Source organism: Rhodococcus sp. IEGM 1302 (assembly GCF_030056935.1).
In the GTDB taxonomy this organism is placed as follows: Bacteria; Actinomycetota; Actinomycetes; order Mycobacteriales; family Mycobacteriaceae; genus Rhodococcus_F; species Rhodococcus_F qingshengii.
The window spans coordinates 37,164-61,623 of sequence record NZ_JASHKY010000007.1 but is presented as its reverse complement, the minus strand read 5'-3'; the positions used below and the strand labels follow the sequence as shown (position 1 = coordinate 61,623).

Annotated in this window: 22 protein-coding genes; 13 read left to right on the top strand and 9 right to left on the bottom strand. The window is 62.8% G+C overall.

Annotation, left to right across the window (positions count from 1 at the left end; genetic code table 11):
• Positions 1 to 146 precede the first annotated feature (146 nt).
• The 5 genes from secD to QM609_RS13585 all read left to right on the top strand — a co-directional run bounded on the left by secD (position 147) and on the right by QM609_RS13585 (position 7,906).
• A complete protein-coding gene (secD, locus tag QM609_RS13605; protein WP_007732956.1) occupies positions 147 to 1,868 on the top strand; it encodes a protein translocase subunit SecD in 1,722 nt (573 codons plus the stop codon).
• A complete protein-coding gene (gene secF, locus QM609_RS13600) occupies positions 1,865 to 3,088 on the top strand; it encodes a protein translocase subunit SecF (RefSeq protein ID WP_007732958.1) in 1,224 nt (407 codons plus the stop codon). The genes secD and secF overlap by 4 nt, the downstream gene beginning before the upstream one ends.
• A gap of 2 nt (positions 3,089 to 3,090) precedes the next feature.
• Positions 3,091 to 4,821 (top strand): ABC transporter substrate-binding protein, encoded by a 1,731-nt coding sequence (locus QM609_RS13595; RefSeq protein ID WP_003943316.1) that lies wholly within the window; start codon positions 3,091 to 3,093, stop codon positions 4,819 to 4,821.
• Entirely contained in the window at positions 4,818 to 5,396 is a 579-nt protein-coding gene (locus QM609_RS13590) for an adenine phosphoribosyltransferase (protein ID WP_007732962.1), read from the top strand. Before QM609_RS13595 ends, QM609_RS13590 begins: the two co-directional genes overlap by 4 nt.
• Positions 5,397 to 5,494: 98 nt before the next feature.
• Positions 5,495 to 7,906, top strand: a complete 2,412-nt coding sequence (locus tag QM609_RS13585; protein WP_050656600.1) for a RelA/SpoT family protein — start codon at positions 5,495 to 5,497, stop codon at positions 7,904 to 7,906.
• A 52-nt stretch (positions 7,907 to 7,958) separates the two neighbouring features.
• Here QM609_RS13585 and QM609_RS13580 read toward each other — a convergent pair whose 3' ends face one another.
• Positions 7,959 to 8,771 carry a peptidylprolyl isomerase gene (locus QM609_RS13580; protein WP_370333875.1) on the bottom strand — a complete coding sequence of 271 codons (813 nt, stop codon included), beginning with the start codon at positions 8,769 to 8,771 and terminating at the stop codon, positions 7,959 to 7,961.
• Positions 8,771 to 9,652: a peptidylprolyl isomerase gene (locus tag QM609_RS13575; RefSeq protein ID WP_003943303.1), complete on the bottom strand. Its 882-nt coding sequence runs from the start codon at positions 9,650 to 9,652 to the stop codon at positions 8,771 to 8,773. Before QM609_RS13575 ends, QM609_RS13580 begins: the two co-directional genes overlap by 1 nt.
• A gap of 195 nt (positions 9,653 to 9,847) precedes the next feature.
• On the opposite strand from QM609_RS13575, the gene QM609_RS13570 reads away from it, so the two are divergent.
• From QM609_RS13570 to QM609_RS13555, 4 genes are all read left to right on the top strand, one after another.
• Entirely contained in the window at positions 9,848 to 10,528 is a 681-nt protein-coding gene (locus QM609_RS13570; protein WP_007732970.1) for an MBL fold metallo-hydrolase, read from the top strand.
• A gap of 15 nt (positions 10,529 to 10,543) precedes the next feature.
• On the top strand, positions 10,544 to 11,815 hold the full coding sequence (hisS, locus tag QM609_RS13565; RefSeq protein WP_007732972.1) for a histidine--tRNA ligase: 1,272 nt from the start codon (positions 10,544 to 10,546) through the stop codon (positions 11,813 to 11,815).
• Entirely contained in the window at positions 11,805 to 12,434 is a 630-nt protein-coding gene (locus QM609_RS13560) for a hypothetical protein (RefSeq protein WP_007732974.1), read from the top strand. Before hisS ends, QM609_RS13560 begins: the two co-directional genes overlap by 11 nt.
• A 66-nt stretch (positions 12,435 to 12,500) precedes the next feature.
• Positions 12,501 to 13,490 carry a malate dehydrogenase gene (locus QM609_RS13555; RefSeq protein ID WP_042452093.1) on the top strand — a complete coding sequence of 330 codons (990 nt, stop codon included), beginning with the start codon at positions 12,501 to 12,503 and terminating at the stop codon, positions 13,488 to 13,490.
• A 12-nt stretch (positions 13,491 to 13,502) separates the two neighbouring features.
• On the opposite strand, the gene QM609_RS13550 is transcribed toward QM609_RS13555, so the two are convergent.
• Both QM609_RS13550 and QM609_RS13545 read right to left on the bottom strand, forming a co-directional pair.
• The gene (locus tag QM609_RS13550) at positions 13,503 to 14,738 is read right to left on the bottom strand and encodes a hypothetical protein (protein WP_228232716.1); all 1,236 of its coding nucleotides are present in this window, start codon (positions 14,736 to 14,738) and stop codon (positions 13,503 to 13,505) included.
• The gene (locus tag QM609_RS13545) at positions 14,735 to 15,064 is read right to left on the bottom strand and encodes a type VII secretion target (protein ID WP_037130770.1); all 330 of its coding nucleotides are present in this window, start codon (positions 15,062 to 15,064) and stop codon (positions 14,735 to 14,737) included. The genes QM609_RS13550 and QM609_RS13545 overlap by 4 nt, the downstream gene beginning before the upstream one ends.
• Positions 15,065 to 15,237: 173 nt before the next feature.
• Here QM609_RS13545 and otsB point away from each other — a divergent pair, with 173 nt between their 5' ends.
• The gene (gene otsB / locus QM609_RS13540; protein ID WP_228232714.1) at positions 15,238 to 16,026 is read left to right on the top strand and encodes a trehalose-phosphatase; all 789 of its coding nucleotides are present in this window, start codon (positions 15,238 to 15,240) and stop codon (positions 16,024 to 16,026) included.
• 199 nt (positions 16,027 to 16,225) lie between these two features.
• Here otsB and QM609_RS13535 read toward each other — a convergent pair whose 3' ends face one another.
• The 4 genes from QM609_RS13535 to QM609_RS13520 all read right to left on the bottom strand — a co-directional run bounded on the left by QM609_RS13535 (position 16,226) and on the right by QM609_RS13520 (position 19,334).
• Complete coding sequence (locus tag QM609_RS13535; protein ID WP_003943323.1) at positions 16,226 to 17,017, bottom strand: ABC-2 transporter permease; 792 nt, start codon at positions 17,015 to 17,017, stop codon at positions 16,226 to 16,228.
• On the bottom strand, positions 17,017 to 17,991 hold the full coding sequence (locus QM609_RS13530) for an ABC transporter ATP-binding protein (protein WP_064075363.1): 975 nt from the start codon (positions 17,989 to 17,991) through the stop codon (positions 17,017 to 17,019). Before QM609_RS13530 ends, QM609_RS13535 begins: the two co-directional genes overlap by 1 nt.
• Before the next feature lie 81 nt (positions 17,992 to 18,072).
• Positions 18,073 to 19,128: a BUD32 family EKC/KEOPS complex subunit gene (locus tag QM609_RS13525; RefSeq protein WP_042448695.1), complete on the bottom strand. Its 1,056-nt coding sequence runs from the start codon at positions 19,126 to 19,128 to the stop codon at positions 18,073 to 18,075.
• Positions 19,125 to 19,334 (bottom strand): hypothetical protein, encoded by a 210-nt coding sequence (locus QM609_RS13520; protein WP_007728109.1) that lies wholly within the window; start codon positions 19,332 to 19,334, stop codon positions 19,125 to 19,127. Before QM609_RS13520 ends, QM609_RS13525 begins: the two co-directional genes overlap by 4 nt.
• 261 nt (positions 19,335 to 19,595) lie before the next feature.
• On the opposite strand from QM609_RS13520, the gene QM609_RS13515 reads away from it, so the two are divergent.
• Genes QM609_RS13515 through QM609_RS13505 form a run of 3 tightly spaced genes read left to right on the top strand, consistent with a single transcriptional unit; the run spans position 19,596 to position 23,662 of the window.
• The gene (locus tag QM609_RS13515) at positions 19,596 to 20,216 is read left to right on the top strand and encodes a TetR/AcrR family transcriptional regulator (protein ID WP_042919994.1); all 621 of its coding nucleotides are present in this window, start codon (positions 19,596 to 19,598) and stop codon (positions 20,214 to 20,216) included.
• Positions 20,216 to 21,964 (top strand): 3-oxosteroid 1-dehydrogenase, encoded by a 1,749-nt coding sequence (gene kstD, locus QM609_RS13510; RefSeq protein WP_283337296.1) that lies wholly within the window; start codon positions 20,216 to 20,218, stop codon positions 21,962 to 21,964. Before QM609_RS13515 ends, kstD begins: the two co-directional genes overlap by 1 nt.
• Positions 21,965 to 21,979: 15 nt before the next feature.
• Positions 21,980 to 23,662 (top strand): ATP-binding cassette domain-containing protein, encoded by a 1,683-nt coding sequence (locus QM609_RS13505; protein ID WP_050656324.1) that lies wholly within the window; start codon positions 21,980 to 21,982, stop codon positions 23,660 to 23,662.
• A gap of 17 nt (positions 23,663 to 23,679) precedes the next feature.
• On the opposite strand, the gene QM609_RS13500 is transcribed toward QM609_RS13505, so the two are convergent.
• Positions 23,680 to 24,312: a hypothetical protein gene (locus QM609_RS13500; RefSeq protein ID WP_050656325.1), complete on the bottom strand. Its 633-nt coding sequence runs from the start codon at positions 24,310 to 24,312 to the stop codon at positions 23,680 to 23,682.
• Positions 24,313 to 24,460: the final 148 nt, after the last annotated feature.

The following is a 24,460-nucleotide window of genomic DNA, read 5'->3' as shown; positions in this document are numbered from 1 at the left end:
GATTGTCTTGTCCGCTCTTACACCAGCAGCTCAGTTCACCCCGTTGATCAATCGTTGCAGTTCGAACGCCGCAGCTCGGGTGGTCGTCGACCACCCGAGCCGTGCACTTACTGAAGCTCTGCACCTACCGAGGAGACTTAAAGATCGTGGCACCTTCCACCGGAACGGTGCATCCGGTCCGCTACCTGGCCCTTTTCGGGGTCCTGGTAGTGGCACTGTATGCCCTGGTGTTCTTCACTGGAGACAAGTCGGCCACGCCGAAACTCGGCATCGACCTGCAGGGTGGAACGCGCGTCACGTTGACCGCTCGTACCCCGGACGGCAGCGCTCCCAGTCAGGACAGTCTCAAGCAGGCTCAGGAAATCATCGAGACCCGCGTCAACGGTCTCGGCGTTTCCGGTTCCGAGGTCGTTGTCGACGGTGACAACCTCGTCATCACCGTTCCCGGCGACGACAGTGCGCAGGCTCGCTCGCTCGGCCAGACCGCTCGTCTGTACATCCGCCCGGTGACGGGTTCGATCGACGTCGCCACCCGTGACGCGAATCGGACAGCTACGCCTGAGGCGCCGGCGGCCGAAACTCCGGCCACTGATGCACCGGCCCCCGAAGCACCCGCTGACGGGACGCAGACGCCGCAGAACCGTCCGTTCCTGGCTCAGGACCCGACTACTCCCGAAGCAACGCCCGCGCCGCAGACAACGACTCCGGCCCCCACCGGGGACGCTCCGAGCGACGGCACCGACGAAGGCGACGCAGCAGCAGCGGAAATCGCCGCAGCGCGCGCCCTCCGGCAGAGCAGCGATCCGACAGTGCAGCAGCAAGCAGTGGCGAACCTCGACTGCTCCGTCGCGGATCCGCTCCGTGGAAACGACGACCCGACCCTGCCGCTGGTCGCGTGCTCGCAAGACGGACTGAACATCTATCTCCTCGGTCCTTCGATCATCGACGGCCAGGAGATTGCCGACGCGTCTTCGGTCTTCAACTCGCAGCAGTCGCGCCACGAGATCAGCCTCTCGTTCAAGACGACCGGCAGCAACACCTGGGCCGAGTTCACCTCAGCCAACATCGGCAAGCAGGCAGCGTTCACGCTCGACTCGAAGGTCGTCAGCGCTCCCACGATTCAAGGTGCAACGCCTGCGGGTAGCGCCACCTCGATCACGGGCAGTTTCACTGCCGAGAGTGCCAAAGAACTTGCCAACACACTGAAGTACGGTTCGCTTCCGCTCTCGTTCGCAGCCTCTGAGGCCGAGACGGTCTCGGCCACGCTCGGCCTGGCCTCACTGCAGGCGGCATTGATCGCCGGCGCGGTCGGTCTCGTTCTCGTTCTGCTGTACTGCCTCGTCTACTACCGCATGCTCGGCGTCCTGACGGCGTTGTCGCTGATTCTCTCCGGAGTCATGGTCTACGCGATCATGGTTCTGCTCGGCAGATACATCGGCTTCACGCTCGACTTGGCCGGCATGGCTGGTCTGATCATCGGTATCGGTATGACCGCCGACTCGTTCGTCGTGTTCTTCGAACGCATCAAGGACGAAATGCGTGAGGGCCGTAGCTTCCGCTCGGCGGTGCCACGCGGTTGGGCAAGAGCACGCCGAACAATTCTTTCCGGCAACGCGGTGAGCTTCATCGCCGCTGCAGTTCTGTACGTGCTGGCGGTCGGACAGGTGCGAGGCTTCGCCTTCACCTTGGGTCTGACGACCATTCTCGACGTGATTGTCGTGTTCCTCGTGACGTGGCCACTGGTCAGCATGGCGTCCCGTTCGGCGTTCTGGTCCAAGCCCAGCGTCAACGGTCTCGGCGCAGTGCAAGAGGTTGCCCGCGAACGTAAGGTTGCCGCCGCTGCGTCGGCTAAGGAGACACGAGCATGAGCGAGTCCAACAACTCCCCGGTGGGGTCCACCAACAGTTCCGCCGCCGAGTCCGCCGATGCGGCGGCCCGGTCGGAGATCACCGACTCAGGCGTCGATCAGGGCGCGATGCCCAAGCACAGCTGGCTCTCGCGGTTGTACACCGGAACGGGTGCGTTCGAGGTCGTCGGCAAGCGTCGCTTCTACTACGGACTGACCGGCGCTCTGGTCGCCATTGCGCTGCTGAGCATCATCCTGCGCGGCTTCACCTTCGGTATCGATTTCGAAGGCGGATCACGCATTCAGTTCCCGGCCGAGGGCGGAGTCGAGACGTCGGCGGTGGAAACCGTCTACTCCGACACACTCGGGTTCGAACCGGTCAGCGTGCAGACAGTCGGCTCGGGTGCCAGCGCAACCGTGCAGATCCGGTCGGAGACGTTGAACGCGACGCAGATCAACGATCTTCAGTCGGCTCTCTTCGACGAGTTCCAGCCCAAGGACAAGAACGGGAACCCGTCGGCGCAAGCCATCAGTTTTGCGGACGTGAGTGAAACCTGGGGCGGCCAGATCACCAAGAAGGCGCTGATCGCGCTGATTGTGTTCCTGGTGATCGTGAGTATCTACATCGCCATCCGCTTCGAGCGGGACATGGCGGTAGCTGCGATCGTTGCGTTGTTCTTCGACATCATCGTCACTGCCGGCGTCTACTCGCTCGTCGGTTTCGAGGTGACGCCCGCGACGGTGATCGGTTTGCTCACCATTCTCGGCTTCTCGCTGTACGACACCGTGGTGGTGTTCGACAAGGTCGAAGAGAACACCCGCGGTGTTCTGCATCTGACGCGCCGGACGTACGGCGAGCAGGCCAACCTCGCGGTGAATCAGACCTTGATGCGATCGATCAACACGACCGTCATCAGTGTGCTCCCGGTGATCGCTCTGATGGTCGTCGCGGTCTGGATGCTCGGCGTCGGCACACTCAAGGACCTTGCGCTCGTTCAGCTCGTCGGCATCATCGTGGGTGCGTACTCCTCGATCTTCTTCGCGACGCCGCTCCTGGTGTCGATGAAGGAACGCTGGGGACCCGTTGCCGCGCACACTCGTAAGGTGCTCTCGCGCCGGGCTACGCTGGCCGAGAAGGGTACGCAGACGGTTGCCGTCGGCGCACCAGTTGCACGCCGTGCGCCGGTTGCTCCGCAGCCGGGTGCGCGGCCGACCGGAAAGCGAAACAAGAAGGGGCACTGAACATGCTCCCAAGAACACGCACACTGGTTCGATCGATGACGTTCGTTGCGGCCACCGCTGTGGCTGCGGGTTCGTTGGCGGCCTGCTCGGAAAGCGCCGAGCAGGTTCCGTCCATCGGATATGCCATCGACAACTCCATCTCCACGTACAACGCCAACACGACAGCTGGATCGGTGTCCGGGGCGATGGCCGCGTTCGGCCGGGTGCTTCCCGGCTTCACGTTCACCGGCCCGGCCGGAGCACCTGTCTCCGACACCGACATCGGAACGGCGTCGGAGTTGCCCGGTGACGTGCTCACGGTCTCGTACAAGCTCAATCCGGCGTCCGTGTACTCCGACGGGATTCCGATGTCCTGTGACGATCTCGTCCTCACCTGGGCGGCGTCGAGTGGCAAGTTCACCGAAGACGTCGATGGTGCCGTGAAGCCCATGTTCGACACGGCGAACAATCTCGGATACGCGGACATCGACCGGATCGACTGCCAGAGCGGGGCGAAGGACGCGACGGTGTTCTTCAAACCCGGGCGATCGTTCACCGATTGGCGGTCGTTGTTCGGTGCGACTGCGTTGATGCCTTCACACGTCGTGACGCAGCGCACGGGTGTCAGCGACGTGGTGAGCGCGGTGAATGCCGGTGACACCGAAGCGTTGTCGAAGATCGCGGACTTCTGGAACACCGGGTGGAACCTGACTCCAGGTCAGGTGGACACCTCCGTACTGCCCTCCGCTGGTCCGTATCGAATCGACTCGTACAGTACCGACGACGGCCTGGTGCTGGTCGCGAACGAGCGGTGGTGGGGCAACAAGCCGGCGACCGATCGCATCGTCGTCTGGCCACGTGGTGTGAATCTGACCGAGGATCTCGACAAGAACTCGATCGAGGTCGTCGACGTCGCTTCCGGCTCGGCTGGCGAACTCGGTACTCCGTCCGGGTTCGACGTCCAACAGATTCCGTCGCGGTCGATCGAGCAGTTCGTTCTCGCGACCTCTGGTTCGCTGGGCGACGAAGCCGCCCGTCGAGCGTTCGCGCATTGTGTTCCGCGTACGACTTTGTTCGAGAAGTTCGGGCAGACGGAGAATGCGCCGCAGGCGGGTTTGGGTTCCGGCGTGGTCGATTCGCGACTGATGGCGCCGGATTCACTCGTTTACAGCGACGCCGCTGCGGTCGACGGTGATCGGTACGCCAATGCCGACATCGAGGCTGCGAAGACGTCGTTGTCGGAAGCCGACCTCGACCAGTTGACCGTCCGGGTCGGGTACCTCGCACCGGACCCGGTGCGGGCGCAGATCGTCTCCGAAGCGAAAGCCGCGTGTGCTCCGGCGGGAATCACGGTCGAGGACGCAAGTAGCGACAGCTTCGATCCCGCGAGTCTGCAGAGTGGGGGAGTCGACGCCGTGCTCTCCGGCATGGCAGGCAAAGTCGGCGCAGGCGGAACAGCGAGCATGATCGACGCGCGCGGAGCGCTGCGATCGGGCAACGGCGCAAACCTCGGTACGTACGGAAATGCCAGGATCGATCAGATCATCGATCAGTTGAACGTGGATGCGAGCACGAGTGCGCAATTGGGACTCTCGGTGGAGGCGGAGAACATCCTGTGGACCCAGGTGCCTACGATTCCACTGTTCAATCAACTACGAACTGTCGCTGTAGCTCCAGGCATGTCGGCAGTGTTGGTCAATCCGACTCGGGCCGCTACCGGCTGGAACATGGACAGATGGGTACTACGCAGATGAGCGTCTCGAATGGTGTTGCCTTGCACACGACTGAAGAATTGATCGCAATCCACCGGGCTGCCGGGGACGCCGTTGTTCGGCTGACCCGCTGGGCGGACAACTTTCCCGGTCCCGGTGTTCGGTTCGCCGATCTGACTCCGGTGTTCGCCGACGCCGAGGGGTTCGGGGCCGTGCTCGATGCCCTTGTCGCCTGTGCTCCGGACGCCGACACGATCGCCGCCGTCGATGCTCGCGGTTTCCTGCTCGGTGCCGGTGCGGCCGCGAAGATGGGTGCGGGAGTCGTTGCCGTGCGGAAGGTCGGCAAACTGCCGCCGCCGGTGCTCTCTCGTTCGTACAGCCTCGAGTACGGATCCTCGACTCTCGAGATTCCCGCAAACGGCTTCGATCTCACCGGGCGGAATGTTCTGGTGATCGACGACGTTCTGGCTACCGGAGGGACACTCGAGGCGGCGGTACAGTTGGTCGAGTTGGGTGGAGCGAACGTCGTCGGCGTCGCAGTGGTGCTCGAGATCGAGGAACTGCGCGGTCGAGATCGCTTCTTGAAGTACCCACTGACATCACTGGTGAAGGTCTGAGTATTAAAGTTGTCTCCTGGGGGTCGAGTTAGACCTCCAGGGCAATTACCCGATGCAGGGCGGTTGCCTCAACCAACTCGGTGGTAGGAGGTGGCGACATGACGTCGAATCTTGATCGATCACAGAACTCGGGTGCAGTGTCGCAGGAGACGGGTGTAGTTCCGGCTCCGGAGACGACACCATCGAAGTCCGCGGTGCCCGACGATTCGGGATCTGCGCAAACTACCGGCAATCGGGGTGGGCAGAATCTGGCCGTGCCCGCTTCCGCCTCCCGTAGGGTGCGCGCTCGGCTTGCTCGACGCATCACCGGTCAGCGCAACGCCACCATCCGCCCGGTGCTCGAGCCGTTGGTCAGCCTCCACCGTGAGCTGTATCCGAAGGCCGACCTCGCGCTGCTCCAGCGTGCGTACGACGTCGCCGAGGACAGACATTCGAGCCAGCGGCGCAAGTCCGGCGATCCGTACATCACGCATCCGTTGGCCGTCGCAAGCATTCTGGCCGAGTTGGGTATGGACACCACTACCCTCGTCGCAGCCCTTCTGCACGACACCGTCGAGGACACCGGTTACTCACTCGAAGAGTTGACCAAGGACTTCGGTGACGAGGTCGCTCATCTCGTCGACGGAGTCACCAAACTCGACAAGGTCGTTCTGGGCACCGCAGCCGAGGGCGAAACCATCCGCAAGATGATCATCGCGATGGCGCGGGACCCGCGCGTGCTCGTGATCAAGGTTGCGGATCGTCTGCACAACATGCGCACGATGCGATTCCTGCCGCCCGAAAAGCAGGCACGTAAGGCGCGTGAGACTCTCGAAGTCATTGCACCACTTGCGCATCGGCTCGGAATGGCGACCGTCAAGTGGGAACTCGAGGACCTTTCGTTCGCGATCCTGCACCCGAAGAAGTACGACGAGATCGTTCGACTGGTCGCCGATCGCGCGCCCTCTCGAGACACTTATCTGGCCAAGGTTCGCGCCGAGATCAACTCGACTCTGTCCGCCTCGCGGATCAACGCCATCGTCGAAGGCCGGCCCAAGCATTACTGGTCGATCTATCAGAAGATGATCGTCAAGGGCCGCGATTTCGACGACATCCACGATCTGGTCGGCGTGCGCATTCTGTGCGAAGAGGTGCGTGACTGTTACGCCGCGGTCGGTGTTGTCCACTCGCTGTGGCAGCCGATGGCCGGACGCTTCAAGGACTACATCGCACAGCCGCGCTACGGCGTCTACCAGTCGCTGCACACCACCGTCGTGGGACCGGAAGGCAAGCCCCTGGAGGTCCAGATCCGGACCCAGGACATGCACCGGACCGCCGAGTTCGGTATCGCCGCGCACTGGCGGTACAAGGAGACCAAGGGCAAGCACGCGGGCGACATCGCCGAGGTCGACGACATGGCGTGGATGCGTCAGCTACTCGACTGGCAACGTGAAGCGGCCGATCCGGGGGAGTTCCTCGAATCGTTGCGTTACGACCTCGCGGTCAAGGAGATCTTCGTCTTCACACCGAAGGGCGACGTCATCACGTTGCCTGCCGGATCGACCCCCGTCGATTTCGCGTATGCGGTGCACACCGAGGTCGGGCACCGATGCATCGGTGCCAGGGTCAACGGCCGACTGGTCGCGCTGGAACGAACTCTCGAAAACGGCGAAGTGGTGGAGGTCTTCACGTCGAAGGCTGCCACCGCCGGGCCGAGCCGTGATTGGCAAACGTTTGTCGTCTCGCCGCGTGCCAAGGCGAAGATCCGTCAGTGGTTCGCGAAGGAACGCCGCGAGGAGGCGCTCGAGTCCGGCAAGGATCAGATCGCGAAGGAGGTCCGCCGTGTGGGACTTCCGTTGCAGCGGTTGATGAATGCCGAATCGATGAGCACGATCGCGCACGAACTTCGCTATCCCGACGTCTCGGCGTTGTACACGGCCGTAGGCGAGAGTCAGGTGTCGGCGCACCACGTCGTGCAGCGACTGGTTGCTCATCTGGGCGGCGTCGGCGCCGTCGAGGAGGAACTGGCCGAGCGTTCGACGCCGTCGACCATGCCGGTGCGCACCCGCAGTACGGGTGACTCCGGAATTCTGGTTCCCGGAGCACCGGGCACGGTGGCAAAACTCGCGAAGTGTTGCACGCCGGTACCGGGCGATTCGATTCTGGGCTTCGTCACGCGTGGCGGCGCGGTCAGCGTGCACCGTACCGACTGCACCAACGCCAACTCGCTCCACGATCAGTCGGAGCGAATCATCGACGTCGAATGGGCACCGTCAGCGACATCGGTGTTCCTGGTCGCGATCCAGATCGAGGCACTCGATCGTCATCGGTTGCTTTCCGACGTCACCAAGGCGTTGGCAGACGAGAAGGTGAACATCCTGTCGGCCTCGGTCACCACGTCCGGCGACCGGGTGGCGATCAGCAAGTTCACCTTCGAGATGGGCGACCCGAAGCACTTGGGTCATGTTCTCAACGTGGTTCGTAACGTGGAAGGCGTCTACGACGTCTACCGCGTGACCTCTGCCTCGTAAACTGCTGTGCGCCTTTATTAACCGCGGGCGGTTAATAAAGGCGCACAGGGGGTCAGGCGACTACTGCAGTCTCGATGGTGATCGGGGTGTTGGGTGCACCGCCGCCGGTTGCTCCCATGCCACCGTCGTCGCCGTCGGCCGCGATCTTCTCGATCGTCGCCAGGCCGGCGTCGTCGATCTTTCCGAAGACCGTGTAGTTGGGCGGCAAGACCGAATCCTCGTAGACGAGGAAGAACTGACTGCCGTTGCTGCCCGGTTTACCCGAGTTGGCCATTGCCAGCGTGCCGCGGGGGTAGACGGCAGGCAAGGAGAGTGCCGGATCGTTAGCCGGGTAGGCAGTGGTCGGGTACTCGTTGTCGAAGCCATAGCCTGGTCCGCCCGTGCCCTTGCCCGAGGGATCGCCGCACTGCAGGATCTGTAGACCGGGTGTGGTGACGAGTCGATGGCACGGGGTGTCGTCGAAGTACTTCTGCTCGGTCAAGCTCACGATGCTGTTGACCGTGCAGGGGGCTTCCGCCCGGTTCAGTTCCATCCCGATCGGGCCGGCCGTAGTCGTGAGCGCGACGTTGACGGTTCCCTCGGTGGACACACCCGTGGAGTTCGGCGGATTGACGGTTTTTGCTGCACCCGCCGCGCTCGGGTACGAGCAGTCGACGGTCGCCGAGGCCGGAGTCGGGACAGGCGGGAGTGCGTCGAACTGTGACATGTCGAGCGGCGGCATGGCAGCCGTTGTCGTCTTCGCCTTGGAGGTGCTGGACGGCGAGTCCGAGCTACCGGAATCACTGGAACAACCAGCCAGAAGCAGCGCCGCGGCGCTGGCGGCGGCAATAACTACAGGAAAGCGCATCACAGGATTACGTCGCATCAGTCGAGCCTTACTGTCTTGATGTCGGTGGTCAGATTCGGCTTGCCGTCACCCTCTGGCGTCGATCCGCCGGCCGCGACCTTGTCCAAAGTGGCGAGCCCGGTTTCGTCGATCGTGCCGAAAACCGTGTACTGCGGGGGGAGTTGTGAGTCGCCGTAGACGAGGAAGAACTGGCTGCCGTTGCTACCGGGTGCCCCGGTGTTGGCCATCGCAACCGTGCCGCGCGCGTAGGTGACGGGCTCCTGCGCTGCCGGGTCGGTGGTGGAATACGCCGTGGTGGGGAATTCGTTGTCGAAGCCGTAGCCCGGTCCGCCGGTGCCGGTGCCCGACGGGTCACCGCACTGCAGCACCTGGAGCGAGGGGCTCGTCGTCATGCGGTGGCAGGTGGTGTCGTTGAAGTAGTCCTGCTGCGCCAAGCTCACGAAGCTGTTGACGGTGCACGGAGACTTCGTTCCGTCGAGTGTGAGCCCGATGTTTCCCTGCGAGGTCTCGACGCTGATGCTCGGCGTCGCGTCCGGCGCGGTGGTGGGAATCCCGTCGGTACGAGGAGGGTTGTTGGCCTTGGACGCGGTAGCGCCGTCGGCTGGATACGAGCAGGAAACCGTGTCGGCCAGTGGCGTCGACAGACCGGCCGGCATTGCACCCGCGGTTTGTGGCGTGAGGCTTGAGTCGTCGGCAGCAGTGTTGGTGGTGTTCGCGTCGTCGTCACTGCGATTGCTCAGCCAGATGAGTCCACCGACGACGCCGACTACGACGACCACGCCGAGCGCAGTTCCGGCTATAGTCATCTGCTTGCGCTTGCGGGCACGTTCTGCGCGACGTTCGAGCTGACGCTCGAGCTTGCGTTTCGCCGCCTCGCGGCGTTGCTCGTTACTCGGCACTGCTGTAGTCCTCCGTATCGCGGGTGGATCGTGGTCGGCCGGCCGAGCGACACCCTGGGGGTCGGCTTCGGCAAGCGGCTCTACTCGTCGTCAGAGTCTCCCATTGCAACCTGAGAACTTACTGGCGGGGCAGCAGCTTAGGCTGTAACCGACAGCGTGTTGTTTGTTTCCACCCTTCGAAGAGGAGTTGCCCCCGTGCTCGTCACTGGTTTTCCGGCCGGGATGTTCCAAACCAACTGCTACATACTCGCTCAGGACGACGCGTGCGAGTGCGTAGTCGTAGATCCGGGTCAGGATGCAGCTGAGCCGCTCTTCGAATATCTGGACTCCAAGGACATGTCGGTCACGGCGGTCCTCCTGACGCACGGTCATCTCGATCACGTGTGGTCGGCCCGCGAGGTCTGTGAGCGGTATTCCGTACCCGCGTACATCCATCCCGAGGATCGCTACATGCTCAGCGATCCGGCACGGGGGATCGGCCCGACGATGAAGGAATTCATTCAAGGCATGACGTTCGTGGAGCCGGACGAGGTGATCGAACTGGCCGACGGAGACAAGATCACCGAGGCCGGAATGACGTTCGTCGTGGACCACACACCCGGGCACACGCAGGGATCGGTGGTGTTCCGCACCCAGGCGAACACCGAGAGCGGGCCCGTCGATTTGGCGTTCACCGGTGACACCCTGTTCCAGGGTTCCATCGGGCGCAGCGACCTGCCCGGCGGAAATCACGAGCAGTTGCTCGCTTCGATCGCCCGCAAGCTATTGGTACTCGGTGACGAGACAGTGGTCCTGCCCGGGCACGGCGGAAACAGTTCGATCGGCGCCGAGCGAAGCTCGAATCCGTTTCTCGTTGGACTCAGCGCACAAGAATAAGGAAAAGTACCTCTCGTGAGTAAAGCCAGCACCTTCTCTGCACCCAAGGGCATTCCGGACTACGTTCCGCCGCAGTCAGCCGAATTCGTCGCCGTTCGTGACGGTTTGACGCGCGCCGCGAGGTTGGCCGGATACGGCCACATCGAATTGCCGATCTTCGAGGACACCGGCCTGTTCGCTCGCGGTGTCGGTGAGTCGACCGACGTCGTCAGCAAAGAGATGTACACATTCGCCGACCGCGGTGACCGTTCGGTGACGTTGCGTCCCGAGGGAACCGCCGGAGTCATGCGTGCGGTCATCGAGCACAGCCTCGATCGTGGACAGTTGCCGGTCAAGGTCAGCTACGCGGGCCCGTTCTTCCGCTACGAGCGCCCGCAGGCCGGTCGCTACCGCCAGTTGCAGCAGGTCGGCGTCGAAGCCATCGGGATCGACGACCCCGCGCTCGACGCTGAGGTCATCGCGATCGCCGACGCCGGATTCCGGTCGCTGGGGCTCGACGGCTTCCGCCTCGAAATCACCTCTCTCGGTGACGACACCTGCCGGCCGCAGTATCGCGAACTGCTGCAGGAGTTTCTCTTTGCACTCCCACTCGACGAAGACACGCGTCGACGCGCCGAGATCAACCCGCTCCGCGTGCTCGACGATAAGCGCCCAGATGTACGCGAGATGACGGCCGGCGCACCGCTCATGCTCGATCACCTGTCCGAGAGCTGCAAGGCGCACTTCGACGAGGTGCTAGCGCACCTGGACGCATTGGGCGTTCCGTACGTCGTCAACCCGCGCATGGTCCGCGGCCTCGACTACTACACCAAGACAACCTTCGAATTCGTGCACGACGGACTGGGTGCGCAGTCCGGAATCGGTGGTGGTGGTCGTTACGACGGTCTGATGGAACAGCTGGGTGGACAGCCGCTCTCGGGCATCGGGTTCGGAATCGGCGTCGACCGCACGGTTCTCGCGCTCGAGGCCGAGGGCAAGTCCGTTGCGCCACCGGCGCGTGTCGACGTCTTCTGTGTACCGATGGGTGCCGAGGCGAAGGCTGCACTGGTGAAGATCGCACATCAGTTGCGTGCCAATGGGATTCGCGTCGACCTGGCGTACGGAAACCGTGGCGTGAAGGGCTCGATGAAGGCAGCTGATCGTTCGGGTGCCGCGATCGCTTTGGTTCTCGGCGAGCGTGAACTCGAAGAGGGCGTTGTCGTTGTCAAACAGTTGGCAACAGGTGAGCAGGAGACAGTGGCGCTCGACCAGGTTGTCGACAAGCTCGGGGAACTCGTTGAGCACTGAGGCCGAACCGGTTTCGCTCGATCTGGTTCCCGTGGCGTTGATCGCGCCGCGGCTGAAGAAATTCGCCGTTGTTGTCGTGGTGTTCGGCGTGGTCGTCGGGTTGATCGTCAGTGTGTTCTCGACGGCGACCGTTGGAGTGATCGTCGGCGCCGTCATCGCGGTGCCGACGTCACTGGCGATCCTGATGACGCTGCGCCGGCACATCACGTTGTACGGCAACAGAGTTCGTGCGCAAGCTGGTTTTCGAACCAACGTCGTCGACGTGGCCGAGGTACTCACGGCGGCATTGACGGTGAGATCCGGCCGGATCAGCGAAGTCAGCTTGACGCTCGGCGACGGACGGTCCACCGTGCGGATCCCGCTCGCGCTGTATACCGCGGGGGGTGGGCGCGAGTTGGAGATCCTTGCACTCCGCAAGCTCGCGGACGCGCTGGCGGCCAGCGAGTTGGTACCGGCTGCCGCGTTGTCCTCGGTGCTGATCGAACAGTTGCGTGCCGAAGCCCGCGGCGCCGGACTCGCCGAGCGTCCGCTCTACCGCGCCGTCGAACTCGTGACGGCGGAGGGACGAGTGCCGAGAACCACACTGACAGACCACGAAGTGGCCGGTTTACTCGACTAGCGTGGAAACCGTTCTTACAGCGTTGTAGAACGGACAGTCGTGAAAACGGCAGGTGAGGAGTCGGCAATGAGTATTGCGCCCGTAACCGTCACGGTAACCGGAGCGTCGGGTCAGATCGCATACGGAATGCTTTTCCGCATAGCTGCGGGGGAGATGCTCGGCGCTGACGTCCCGATCAAACTTCGACTGCTCGAGATTCCTGCCGCCGTGTCCGCTGCCGAAGGCGTTGCGATGGAACTCGAAGACGGCGCATTTCCGTTGCTGAGCTCCATCGACATCACCGACGATCCCGATGTCGCCTTCTCCGGCGCGAACGTCGGGATGCTGGTCGGCGCACGTCCGCGGAGCAAGGGGATGGAGCGTGCCGACTTGCTGAGTGCGAACGGCGCGATTTTCACAGCGCACGGGAAGGCGATCAACAACAACGCAGCCTCGGACGTCAAGGTGCTGGTCGTGGGAAATCCGGCCAACACCAACGCGCTGATCGCGATGAACAATGCACCGGATGTACCCGATACTCGGTTCAGTGCGCTGACACGTCTCGACCACAACCGAGCGATCGCGCAGGTCGTGAAGAAGACCGGGGTTCGTGCGTCGTCGGTGCGCAAGGTGTCCGTCTGGGGAAACCATTCGGCGACGCAGTACCCGGACCTGTCCCACGCGACTGTCGCAGGTGAGCCTGCACTCGCGGTGATCGACGACCGCGACTGGGTGGAGAACGATTTCATCCCGACTGTGCAGGTGCGAGGCACCGCCATCATCGCTGCGCGGGGATCGTCCTCTGCGGCGAGTGCGGCCAGCGCGTCGATCGACCACGTCCGCGACTGGGTGATCGGTACCGCCGAGGACGACTGGGTATCCATGGCCGTCTGTTCGGACGGTTCCTACGGAGTGCCCGAAGGATTGATCTCTTCCTTCCCGGTGACCTGTGCCGATGGCGAGTTCGCTATCGTTCCCGACCTCGCGATCGACGACTTCTCACGCGAACGGATCGACCTGTCCGTCAGCGAACTGGAGCAGGAGCGTGCGGCGGTGCGGGAGTTGGGCTTCGTCTGAGGTTTGTCTTGATCAGAGATCTCGGAACAGGTACTGATCGGGATCGTCAGCCCCGAGCACGGGCGGCGACACCATCGGCAGATCGTCGACCATCGAATTCTCGTCGCCGACAGTGACGAGATACCTCGGGGTAGTGCGTGGCGACTCGTCGTCCCGAGATCCGCGGGGTCCACCGCCCAGCATGCCGCCCGGCGACATGCCGCTACTGCCGACTGCCGACGATGGTGCACCCAGGCCGGGCGGTGTTACCGGAACCGGTTGAACTGCAGCAACTCCCGCTGCACCCCTCACCATTCCGCCGGTAGTGCCACCGCTTCCGCTCACCCATGCTCCGCCTGAACTTGCCGTCGCACTGGGTGACGGCGACGCGCCGGCTGCGAGTGACGTCGACGGATTGCCTGCGCCCCACAGCTTGTCGACGCCGGTCGGAAGCCCGGCGCCGGCCCGTGCAGCCGAAGTTCGAACAGCCTCTGTGCCTGGCTGAGTGGAGTCCGGGTGGGTGGAGTACGGCGCATCACCGGCATCGGTTGAGGCAGAAAGAGGTTGGGCGATCTGACGGGCGGCGTTGTTGATTGCCTCCGCAGTGACCAGGTTGGAGAGTGCCTCACTGGTCGGTGGGGTCGGCACGGGGATCGGTCCGGCAAGGGCGTTCATGGCTGCGGTGTGCCCGAGCATCTCCCCACGCGTCCGAGTCACCGCCGCGACGGCTGCCTGCATGTGTTCAGCTGCCGAGGCAAGCAACATCGCCTGTCCTGGTGGTGTCCACGCGATGGGCGCGGCAGCTGCAACCGTGGTGGCGAAGGACTGCGCGATTGCCGCGAGATTCGCGTTGCCTCGCTGCACCGATTCCGCGGCGGCGGCAGCAGTTTTCGATATCGCGGTTCCGCGTTCGCTCAATTCTGCGCCGCTGTTCTGGGCGGATCGCGACAGTTCGGTCGCGGCGTCACTGCCGGTGCTGTTCCAGGTCTGGCCCACGTCGGCGACCGCGCTTCGGGACAGTCCCATGGCGTGGTCGATGAGAGTGGACGCCTGATCGAAGATGCCGACGGGATCGATGCCCGCAAAAGTGCCTGTGCCGAGACTCTTCCCGAGTTCGATCAAGGGCGCGAACAGATCTTCGATTCCGGGGAGTGCCGGTACCGGTATGCCGGCGAGCATCGATTCGACCACATTGTTCGGCAGTACCGGGGCAGGAGCGCCACCGTGAAGGAATTCGATGACGGTCGTCGAGTCGTCTTCGGTGCTCACGCGGTCGCGCCCGTCGATCCGGCCGCAGCGGTCAGATCTGTTGCGATTGCATGATCTGTGGTGTCGTAGGCCTGCGCGGCTGCACCGGCCGTCGCGGCGTTGCCGGCGTAGAACGTGGCGAGTGCTGCAACATCTTTGGTGTGTGTGGCCTGAGCGCGCGCGAATGCTTCGAGAAATTCGATCCCGACGGGGCCCACGGCCGGTGCGACTGCTGCGATGTTTGCACCCAGATCGACGGCGGCGGCCTGCGCGATGCGTCCTGCCGCTTCGGTCGACGTCGAGCCGTACTTTCGGATGCCGTCAGTGGCGACAGTCAATTCGCTCATCATTACCCCCCAGTTGGTAAGCGTCGTGAGAACTTTAGCGGACCACTGTGGGCCCTTACAGGGAGACGACGCGACCTACTCAGTGGTTCCGGACAACCTGGACGAAGTGGCAGAGATTACATTCGGCTCCGGTGTTGGTATTGCGAGTGCGATCGATTTGGCACACTCGAACCATGCGAACCGCTTCGGACGTCATCCTCCGACTCACGTCCGATCCAGCTCGCTGTGGACTGGTGATGGATTTCGACGGCGTGCTTGCACCCATCGTCGACGATCCGTCGGCGAGTGCGCTACTGCCCGGCGCCGAAGACGTGCTTGCGACCCTGGCCGAGCATCTCGGTGTTGTCGGCTTGCTCTCGGGACGGCCTGTGTCGTTCTTGCGAGAGCGGCTCAGCTTGAATTCCGTTGTGCTCATGGGTTCCTACGGCGTCGAGACCTGGACGGACGACGGAATCCACGTGCTTCCGGCCGTCGCGGCGTTCAGTGATGCTGTCGCCGAAGCAGAAGCCGAATTGCGACGCTTGTTCGACTCTCCGGCAGTTCCTGGCATCCATGTCGAGAGCAAAGGCCTTGCGGTGGCCGTGCATTGGCGTCGGGCCGCGGATCGTGCGGTCGCGCAGCGCCTGGTGGAAGCAGCGACGACAGAAATCGCGAGCCGGACCGGGTTGCGGCGTGAGCCCGGCAAGTTGGTCGAGGAATTGCGCCCACCAGTTGAGGAGGACAAGGGGACAGGCCTCCTTCGCGCGATCGCGGCCGCAGGGGTCGACGTCGTCGCGTACGCGGGCGACGACCGGGGTGACCTACCGGCCTTTGCCGCTGTCCTTGCCTCGGGTGGAGAAGCGTTGGTGGTCAAGGGCGACGACATCGCACCGGAAGTGGCTGCTGTCGACGGCGTCCAGTTCGACGGCCCGCAGGCATTCCTCGATTGGATGAAAGAGCTTGCCGCGCAACTGGAACGCTGACGCGTAAGGTCAGTCCGCCAGGAACTCGACCAGGTCTTATTTCGAGGTGCCGCGTCCGCGGGGCAGAGTGACGCGAACCCGCGCGTGCCCTGTTCCTTGGCGTGATCGACAAGCGCTGCGGGTTCTGTCAACGCGAAACTGGCCGCACCGGAAGGGCTCCGGTGCGGCCAGTTTTGGTCTTGGTCGGTTTGCGACTCGGTCAGGCGTCGCGCTTGTTGACGACGGCGATGCTGATTCCGAATATCACCAGCACAAACGCTGCGAAGTAGAACAAGCTTCCCCAAGGGCCCCAATGGAAATTGGTGCTCGAACCCGAAGAGAGGAAGTGGTCGGCGTTGGCGAACGGGAGGAACGGTGTGACGTTTCTGCCGAAGGATCCGAACATGCCGAACAGGCTCTCGATGAGCAGTGGCCACAGCAGCAGTAGTGCAATGGCGCCGGCGGACTGACGAAGGAGTGCTCCGACGGCGATGGCAAGGGCGACGCAGAGGAACGCGAAGATCGGTACGCCGTAAACGGCACGCCAGGCATCGGCGTTGTCCAGTGCCAGATTGGTGGAACCTTCAGAGCCTGCCGCAGCTTTGGTGATGAATACCGCGCCGAGCATGAGAACGAAGGACAGTACCGCGCCGAAAGCCCCGATCAGGCCGGCTTTGGCGATCAGAACCGAAGCCCGACTCGGGATGGCCTGGAAGGTGGTACGGATGATGCCGAAGCGGTACTCGCTGGTGATCGCGAGCGCCGCCATGATCATCAGGACCATGACGCCGAATCCGGATACTCCTAGCCCCGCGTCGTTGAACGTGGGGAGGAATTTCTCGAAATCAGGAGTTCCTGATGCGGCTTCGTCGTTGTACGCCTGAATGCTCGAACTCGACGAACGCCCGATCATCCAGGCGACGCCCAACCCTAGGACGATGATTGTGATCGTGCACCACAGCGGCGACTTGGTCGTGGTGATCTTGATACGTTCAGCACTGAGAACAGCCATTACAGTGCACCTCCCATAGCGTGCTGTGTGTTTGCGTGGTGGGTTCCGGCGCCCGGATCGATACCGGATGCGTGGTACTGGACATCGTCCCCGGTCAACTTCATGAACGCATCCTCGAGCGATCCCTGCACAGAAGCCAACTCGTGCAACACGATTCCCTGCGAACCAGCCAAACCACCGATCACATCGGTGGTCGAATCCACGACCACCAACACCGGCTCCGATCCTGAATGTTCCTCGCGGACAGTCAGTCCCTGGGCAGTCAATGCGGCATGGAGAGCGTCCAATTGTGGGCTGCGCACGCGCACCGTCGACTCCGACGAACGATCCACGAACTCCGCGACCGTCGAATCCGAAATCAACCGACCCCGACCGATCACCACCAACTGCTCCGCCGTGAGCGCCATCTCCGACAGGAGGTGACTCGACACCAACACCGTGCGGCCCTCGGCCGCCAACCGCTGCATGAACTTACGAATCCAGACGATGCCCTCCGGATCGAGACCGTTGACCGGCTCGTCGAACAACAACACCTTCGGATCCCCCAACAGCGCACCCGCCAAGCCCAGACGCTGCGACATACCGAGCGAGAACCCGCCGGCCTTCTTGCCCGCCACCTCGGACAATCCGACCAACCCGAGCACCTCGTCGACGCGGGACTTCGGGATCCCGTTCGAAGCAGCCATCCACTGCAGATGTGCACGCGCACTGCGATTGGGGTGCACCCACTTCGCATCCAACAACGCACCCACCGTCCGCAATGGCGTCTTGAGCTCCCGGTACGGCTTGCCCTCGATCAACGCCGCACCCGACGTCGGCTGATCCAAACCCAGGATCATCCGCATCGTCGTCGACTTGCCTGCACCGTTCGGGCCCAGGAAGCCCGTCACGATGCCCGGCTTGACCGTGAACGACAAATCGTCCACCGCTTTCGTCGGTCCGTAAACCTTGGTCAATCCCCTCAGTTCAATCATGAGGAGAACTGTGCCCTACCGGCACTGACCAGCACATCGGTCCCGAGGATGACATGAACCCTGAGATGTGAATACGGCAGTTCAGGGAAAACCCTGTGCTCGACCGGAAGTCGGAACTGGCGCGGCATGCGGGTAGGGCGCATCGAAGTCGCCGTCGAACAATCGCCAGTAGAAGTCGTTCATCCTCGCAGCGACGGGCGCGTGCCGTGTCACGATCGCGGCCACCTCTGGTGTCACATCACCTGGAATATGACCTGTGGCGCATCGTCGTACGTACTGGTTGCGGGCGACTGGTCCGCCGCTCGTCGGCCTCGGTACCCCGCAGACCTCGGTCACCAGCCAGTTGACCAGAAGCATGGCGGCGTAGTCGGCGTCATGAGTGGCGTGGCGCCGGACGAAGTCGTGCTCGGCAGTCGACAGGTCGAAGTGTGGGGATGTGGCCAGTCCGAAGTCGGTGAGATAGATCCGCTCCATGTCGGTGCGCATGTTGCCGAAATGTCCGTCCATGTGCAGCAACTGTCGATCGCGCAAGAATGCCACGATCTCCGAAAACTGTCGCTCGACTTCGGCAGCTTTGGCGGACGGGTTGTCTTCCAGCCAATTCGAGATCGGGTGTTCGATGTACTCGCAGAACAGTACGAGGCTGCACGGCGCAGCGGCAAGCGCTTCGAGACGGGTCCGCACTTCACGGCTGGCGCCGGCGGTGTGAACGGAATCGATGTCGGCGTGTTCGGCCGCAACGGGCGAACGTCCGGGAAGTATCCGCCAGTGGTAAAGCATTGGGAACGACTGTGTTTCGCCGGCCAGAACGGCATCGGTGACCACGATGTTCGCGGCCAGTTCTCGCCAGGCGTTGAAGCTTGGGCCACCAATGCCGTACTGGCAGAACGTCGGCAGATCGAAATGGTTGGAAGTAGAGCCCACCTCGGCGATTTCCCGCACGCTCAGTGGGATGCGTTTGGTGAATACCGGAACGCCGTTGAGCCTGTTGTCATAGACCCTGATCACTCCTGCGGCGCCACCTACGCCGACACTCGAGATTCGAACGGTGTCGACCAGTCGGGCCAGTTCGACATCGTTCTGGGAAGACAGGAACGCCGACAGCTTTCGGTGGCGGTCAATCCTGACGTCTGTCATTCCACGACTGTGCCACAGGCTCGTCCGGCTTCGATTTCGCGGAGCCGCCTGTCGAAGTCACCGATTCTGGCGGTGTCCTCGTAGTAGTCCTCTTGCTCGATGATCTTTCCCCACTTGGTCCGAACGAGAAGCACTGTTCGATTTCGATAGATGACGGCGCCGTCGGGGCCAAGGGCTCGGTCGTCGAAACGGGCGAGCAGGGTCATGCGCCAGAGCGGACCACCGAAATACGCTTCGGTGACCGCGCCTTGAAGCCCCGCATCGACAAATTCTTGGAGAAACGTCTCGATTCGGTCCCCATCGTTTCATCTTCGAAGCTTGTCGTGGCATCGAATGCCCTGTCAACGAAATGCCCGGGTCTGCTGATATCTGACAGAGAATTGGATATTGACAGTGACTGTCACAATAGGTGAGACTCGCATTATCGAGAACGGCCGGATCTCGGCCGAGGCGGGAGGACGTTGCTGATGTCACTACGGGAGAGACAGCGGTTGCAGGTGCGAGCAGACATTCAACGTGCGGCATTCGATCTGTTCGCGCGTGACGGTTTCGAGGATGTGACCACCGAGCAGATTGCGGCGGCAGCGGGGGTATCGGCGAGTACGTACTTCCGGCACGTCCGTAACAAGGAGGATCTGCTGTTGGATCCGGTCAGGCAGGGCGGTGCCGGAATCGTGACGCTCCTCGAGGAGCGCCCGGCATCCGAGTCGGCTGATCTTGCGATCTCACGGGCAATCCTCGAGCGTTCCAATGCTTTCGAGTCCTCGGAGATCGATCAGTGGCGATCGGCGTTCCGTACCGCGCCGCACCTGATGGATCGAGTCGCGCTGATCGCGCCCGAACATCGTGATCGGCTGGTCGAGTTGGTGGCACAACGTATGCAACTCGATCCGGAAAACGACAGCCGCCCAGGACTTCTCGTTCATTTGATGTTGGCGGCGGCGGAGTTCGGTTATCGGCAATGGATACGTAACCCTCACAAGCGCGGGGCATCACTTCCCGTGTGCGTCGAGGGGGCGCTAGACGCTGTTCGAGGATCCCGGTGGCACGCGCAGGACGAAGATGACACGAAAGGTCGTGACCAGTGATGGACGAGAACTCTCAGGGCGCCGTGCCGCCCGTAGTGGATGTAGTTGTTGTCGGATCGGGGGCTGCCGGCATGTCCGCAGCCATCACCGCAGCCCGCAACGGACTCTCGACGATACTCGTGGAGAAGTCCGAATACTGGGGCGGTTCGTCGTCCCGGTCCGGGGGCGGCGTGTGGATTCCGGGAAACTCGATACTTCGCCGCGAGGCGCCGACAGATGATATCGACTCTGCGCGAACATATCTGAAGAGCATTGTCGGAGAGGATGCAGACGCCGACCGAATCGACACGTATATCGATCGGGGTCCGGAAGCCCTCGATTTCCTGATTCGTCACTCTGCGTTGGAGCTCGAATGGGTGAAGGGGTACTCCGACTACTTTCCCGAGGCACCTGGCGGACGTGCAAGCGGCCGCTCGTGCGAGCCGCGCCCGTTCGACGCGCGAGCTCTGGGCGACGATCTTGCGACACTTCATCCGCCGTACATGAAGGTTCCGCTCAACATGGTTGTCCAACAATCTGATTACCGTTGGCTGAGCACGGGGATCCGGCATTGGCGGGGTCCGGTGCGGATGCTTCGGGTAGGAATGAGATCCCTGGCCGCAAGAGCTCGGAAGAAGAAGCTGATCGGGCTCGGGCCGGCGCTCATGGCCGAACTGATGCTCGGAGTTCGGGACGCCGGAGTGACGGTGGAGCTCGGGACGAGGCTTGTGGATTTGGTGACCGACAGTGATCGTGTCGTGGGTGTGCGACTCGAGTGCGGGGGAGTGCAGACCACCATGCATGCTCGATGCGGTGTCATCCTCGCGTGCGGCGGGTTCGACAACAACGACGACATGCGAGGCGAGTACCAGCGCCGGCCGAGTAGCGCGCAGTGGACTCTCGGGGCACCGACCAATACCGGGGACGGTATCCGTGCAGCTCTACGCGTCGACGCCGCAATTTCGTACATGGACGACGCGTGGTGGGCCCCGTCGATTCCACTGCCCAAAGGCCCGTGGTTCGCCTTGGCGGAACGCTCGTTGCCTCGCAGCCTCATGGTCAACGCCAGCGGTCAGCGCTTCATGAACGAGTCGCTTCCCTATGTCGAAGCGGCACACGCCATGTTCGGCGGAAAGTACGGCCGAGGTGAAGGACCCGCTGAGAACATCCCGGCTTGGCTGATCTTCGATCAGACGTACCGTGACCGTTACCTGTTCGCGGGGGTTCCGGCGCGCAGGCCGATACCTCGGTCGTGGATCGAATCGGGTGCGATTGTGCGAGCTGGATCGATTGCCGAACTCGCTGCCGAGATCGGAGTGCCGGGCGATGCGCTGTCCGCCACCATCACACGATTCAACAGTCACGCGCGCGACGGAGTCGATCGCGACTTCGGCCGTGGGACAAGCAGATACGACCACTACTACGGCGACTGCACCAACAAGCCCAACCCCAGCCTCGGAGAACTTACGAAGGGTCCGTTCTATGCCGCGAAGATGGTGCCTGGAGACCTGGGGACCAAAGGCGGCATCAACACGGACGCTCGCGCGCGAGCGTTGCGCGCCGACGGTTCGGTCATCGACGGGCTCTACGCGGCAGGTAACACCAGCTCGCCGGTGATGGGTCATACCTATGCCGGTCCAGGTGCAACTATCGGTCCCGCAATGGTTTTCGGATATCTGGCGGCACTCGATGCGGTCGGTCGATCCCGTGACGGTAGTGAGCTCGAGACCGAAGGCAGGAATAATGGTTTGGCAGATCGTCGTGGGTAGGGTTCTCTTGACAGCGTGACCCACCTCAACATCGCCGACGTCGACTACTTTCTCCCTGATGGTCGGCAACTGCTCAGCGGTGTCAGCTTCCGGGTCGGCAACGGTGCAAAAACTGCACTGATCGGGCCCAACGGGACTGGTAAGACGACGTTGCTTCGCATTATCGCCGGAGACGCCGTCGCCGACGAGGGCGCTGTCACTCGATCCGGAACACTCGGCGTGATGCGGCAATTCGTCGGCCAGGTTCGCGACGAGTCCACCGTGCGCGATCTTCTGTTGTCCGTCTCGCCGGCACGGATCCGGGACGCAGCACTGGCGCTCGATACGGCAGAAAACGCGATGATCGAGCGCGACGAGGAATCAACTCAAATGAAGTATTCGCATGCGCTGGCCGATTGGGCCGACGTGGGCGGCTACGAGACCGAAGACTTCTGGGACAAGGTCACTACCGCGGCTCTCGGTGTTCCCTATGACCGTGCGAAGTGGCGCGCGGCCAACTCCCTCAGCGGTGGCGAGCAGAAACGGTTGGTTCTCGAAGCACTGTTCGCTGGGCCCGACGACGCACTCCTGCTGGACGAGCCGGACAACTACCTCGATGTTCCGGGCAAGCGATGGCTGGAAAAGACGATCTCGGAATCGTCGAAAGTGGTTTTGTTCGTCAGCCACGACCGCGAACTGATCGCCAACGCGGCCACCCACATCGTGACGCTCGAGCCCGGAATCAGCGGCGCAACGTCGTGGACGCACGGCGCTGGGCTGGCCAGCTACCACCAGGCCCGCGAGGATCGCAACGCTCGATTCGAAGAACTGCGTCGACGCTGGGACGAGGAGCACGCGAAATTACGTGCCCTGGTTCTGCGATTGCGTGAAAAGGCCAAGTTCAACGACGGCGTCGCTGCGCGGTATCACGCCTCGCAAACGAGGTTGGCGAAGTTCGAGGAGGCAGGGCCACCCGAAGCGATTCCACTTCAGCAGAAGGTGACGGTTCGGTTGGCGGGCGGGCGAACCGCCAAGCGCGCGTTGGTATGTCAAGATCTCGAGCTGACCGGATTGATGAAGCCTTTCGACACCGAGATCTGGTACGGAGATCGGGTTGCCGTGCTGGGCTCCAATGGATCCGGAAAGTCGCATTTCCTTCGGCTCTTGGCGGGTGGGGGGACCGATCCGGGGAGCGAGCATCTGCCTGTCGAGGCGCTCGACATCGCGCCGGTCGAGCACGGGGGTACTGCGACGCTGGGTGCCCGGGTACGTCCCGGATTGTTTGCGCAGACACACTCCAGGCCCGATCTGACCGGAAACACGCTGCTCGAGATCCTGCACATGGGCGACGAACACCGCAGCGGAATGGGACGCGAAGCGGCGAGCCGCGCGCTGGACCGTTACGGATTGTCCCAAGCTGCGGAACAGAAGTACGACGACCTGTCCGGCGGTCAGCAGGCACGATTGCAGATCCTGCTCCTCGAGCTCTCCGGCGCCACGATGTTGTTGCTCGACGAACCGACCGACAACCTCGACCTTCATTCGGCTGACGCGCTCGAGCAGGGCATTGCTCAGTTTGCCGGCACGGTCATCTCGGTAACCCACGATCGCTGGTTCGCGCGCGGGTTCGACAGGTTCCTCGTCTTCGGATCGGATGGGAACGTGTACGAGAGCGAGTCGCCGGTGTGGGACGAGGCCAGGGTCGAACGAGCGCGCTGAGATCGAGCAGCCACTCCCTACCTGGTGAGGGGCGGCAGCTCGTTGATCACCGCGCGAAGGAGGCCCGGATCGCTGCGATCCGATCGAGGCGGGGGACAGCGCGAAAGATCGAGCTGTGTCGGAAAGCGCCACACAACGCGACCTGGATCTACCCTGTTCACTGCCGAGTACCAGTGGGTGAGGGGCTCGGCGAGCGCCGCGTGAAGCTCGAAATGCCGTCGGCGGCGGCTGGGGTCTCCTTCGCGCTGAAGTAGAAGCTGCCCCGGTGACGGTATCGAGATGACGGTCAGATCCGCGAAACCCAGTTCGAGGTGCTCGAAAGCTGTCTCGACTGCCGCGAGTTCGTACTCGAATCGCTCCCGAGGTGCTGCGCCCACCGCAGCGAGACACCAGCTGTAGTGCAGTTTCAGCGGGTCGCTGTCGCAGAGCGCGATACCGGTTCTCGCTTCGAGATCTTCCGCTTGCGACCATCGCTTCGGATTGACCGTTGTCCAGTAACTTGCCTGAAGATCGAGATCCGTGCCGTCCGGCTCGAACCCGGTGGGCTGATACTCGGCGACGAATCTCTCCGCGGCGGATTCGCCACCGAGTTGGGTTCGGCACCAGGTGGTCTTGCCGGCGGCGCTGGGTCCTTCTACTGCGATGATCATCAGTTGATCTCCATAATGATTGGGGCGGTTGGTTTTTCCCGTTGCCAGGACTCTCTTAACATCCCCAGGATCCTCGTTGGCGGTCCGACACGGCCTGTTTCGGTGCGGTGGGTCACAAAATCACCGTGACGGTTGCCACATAACGGAC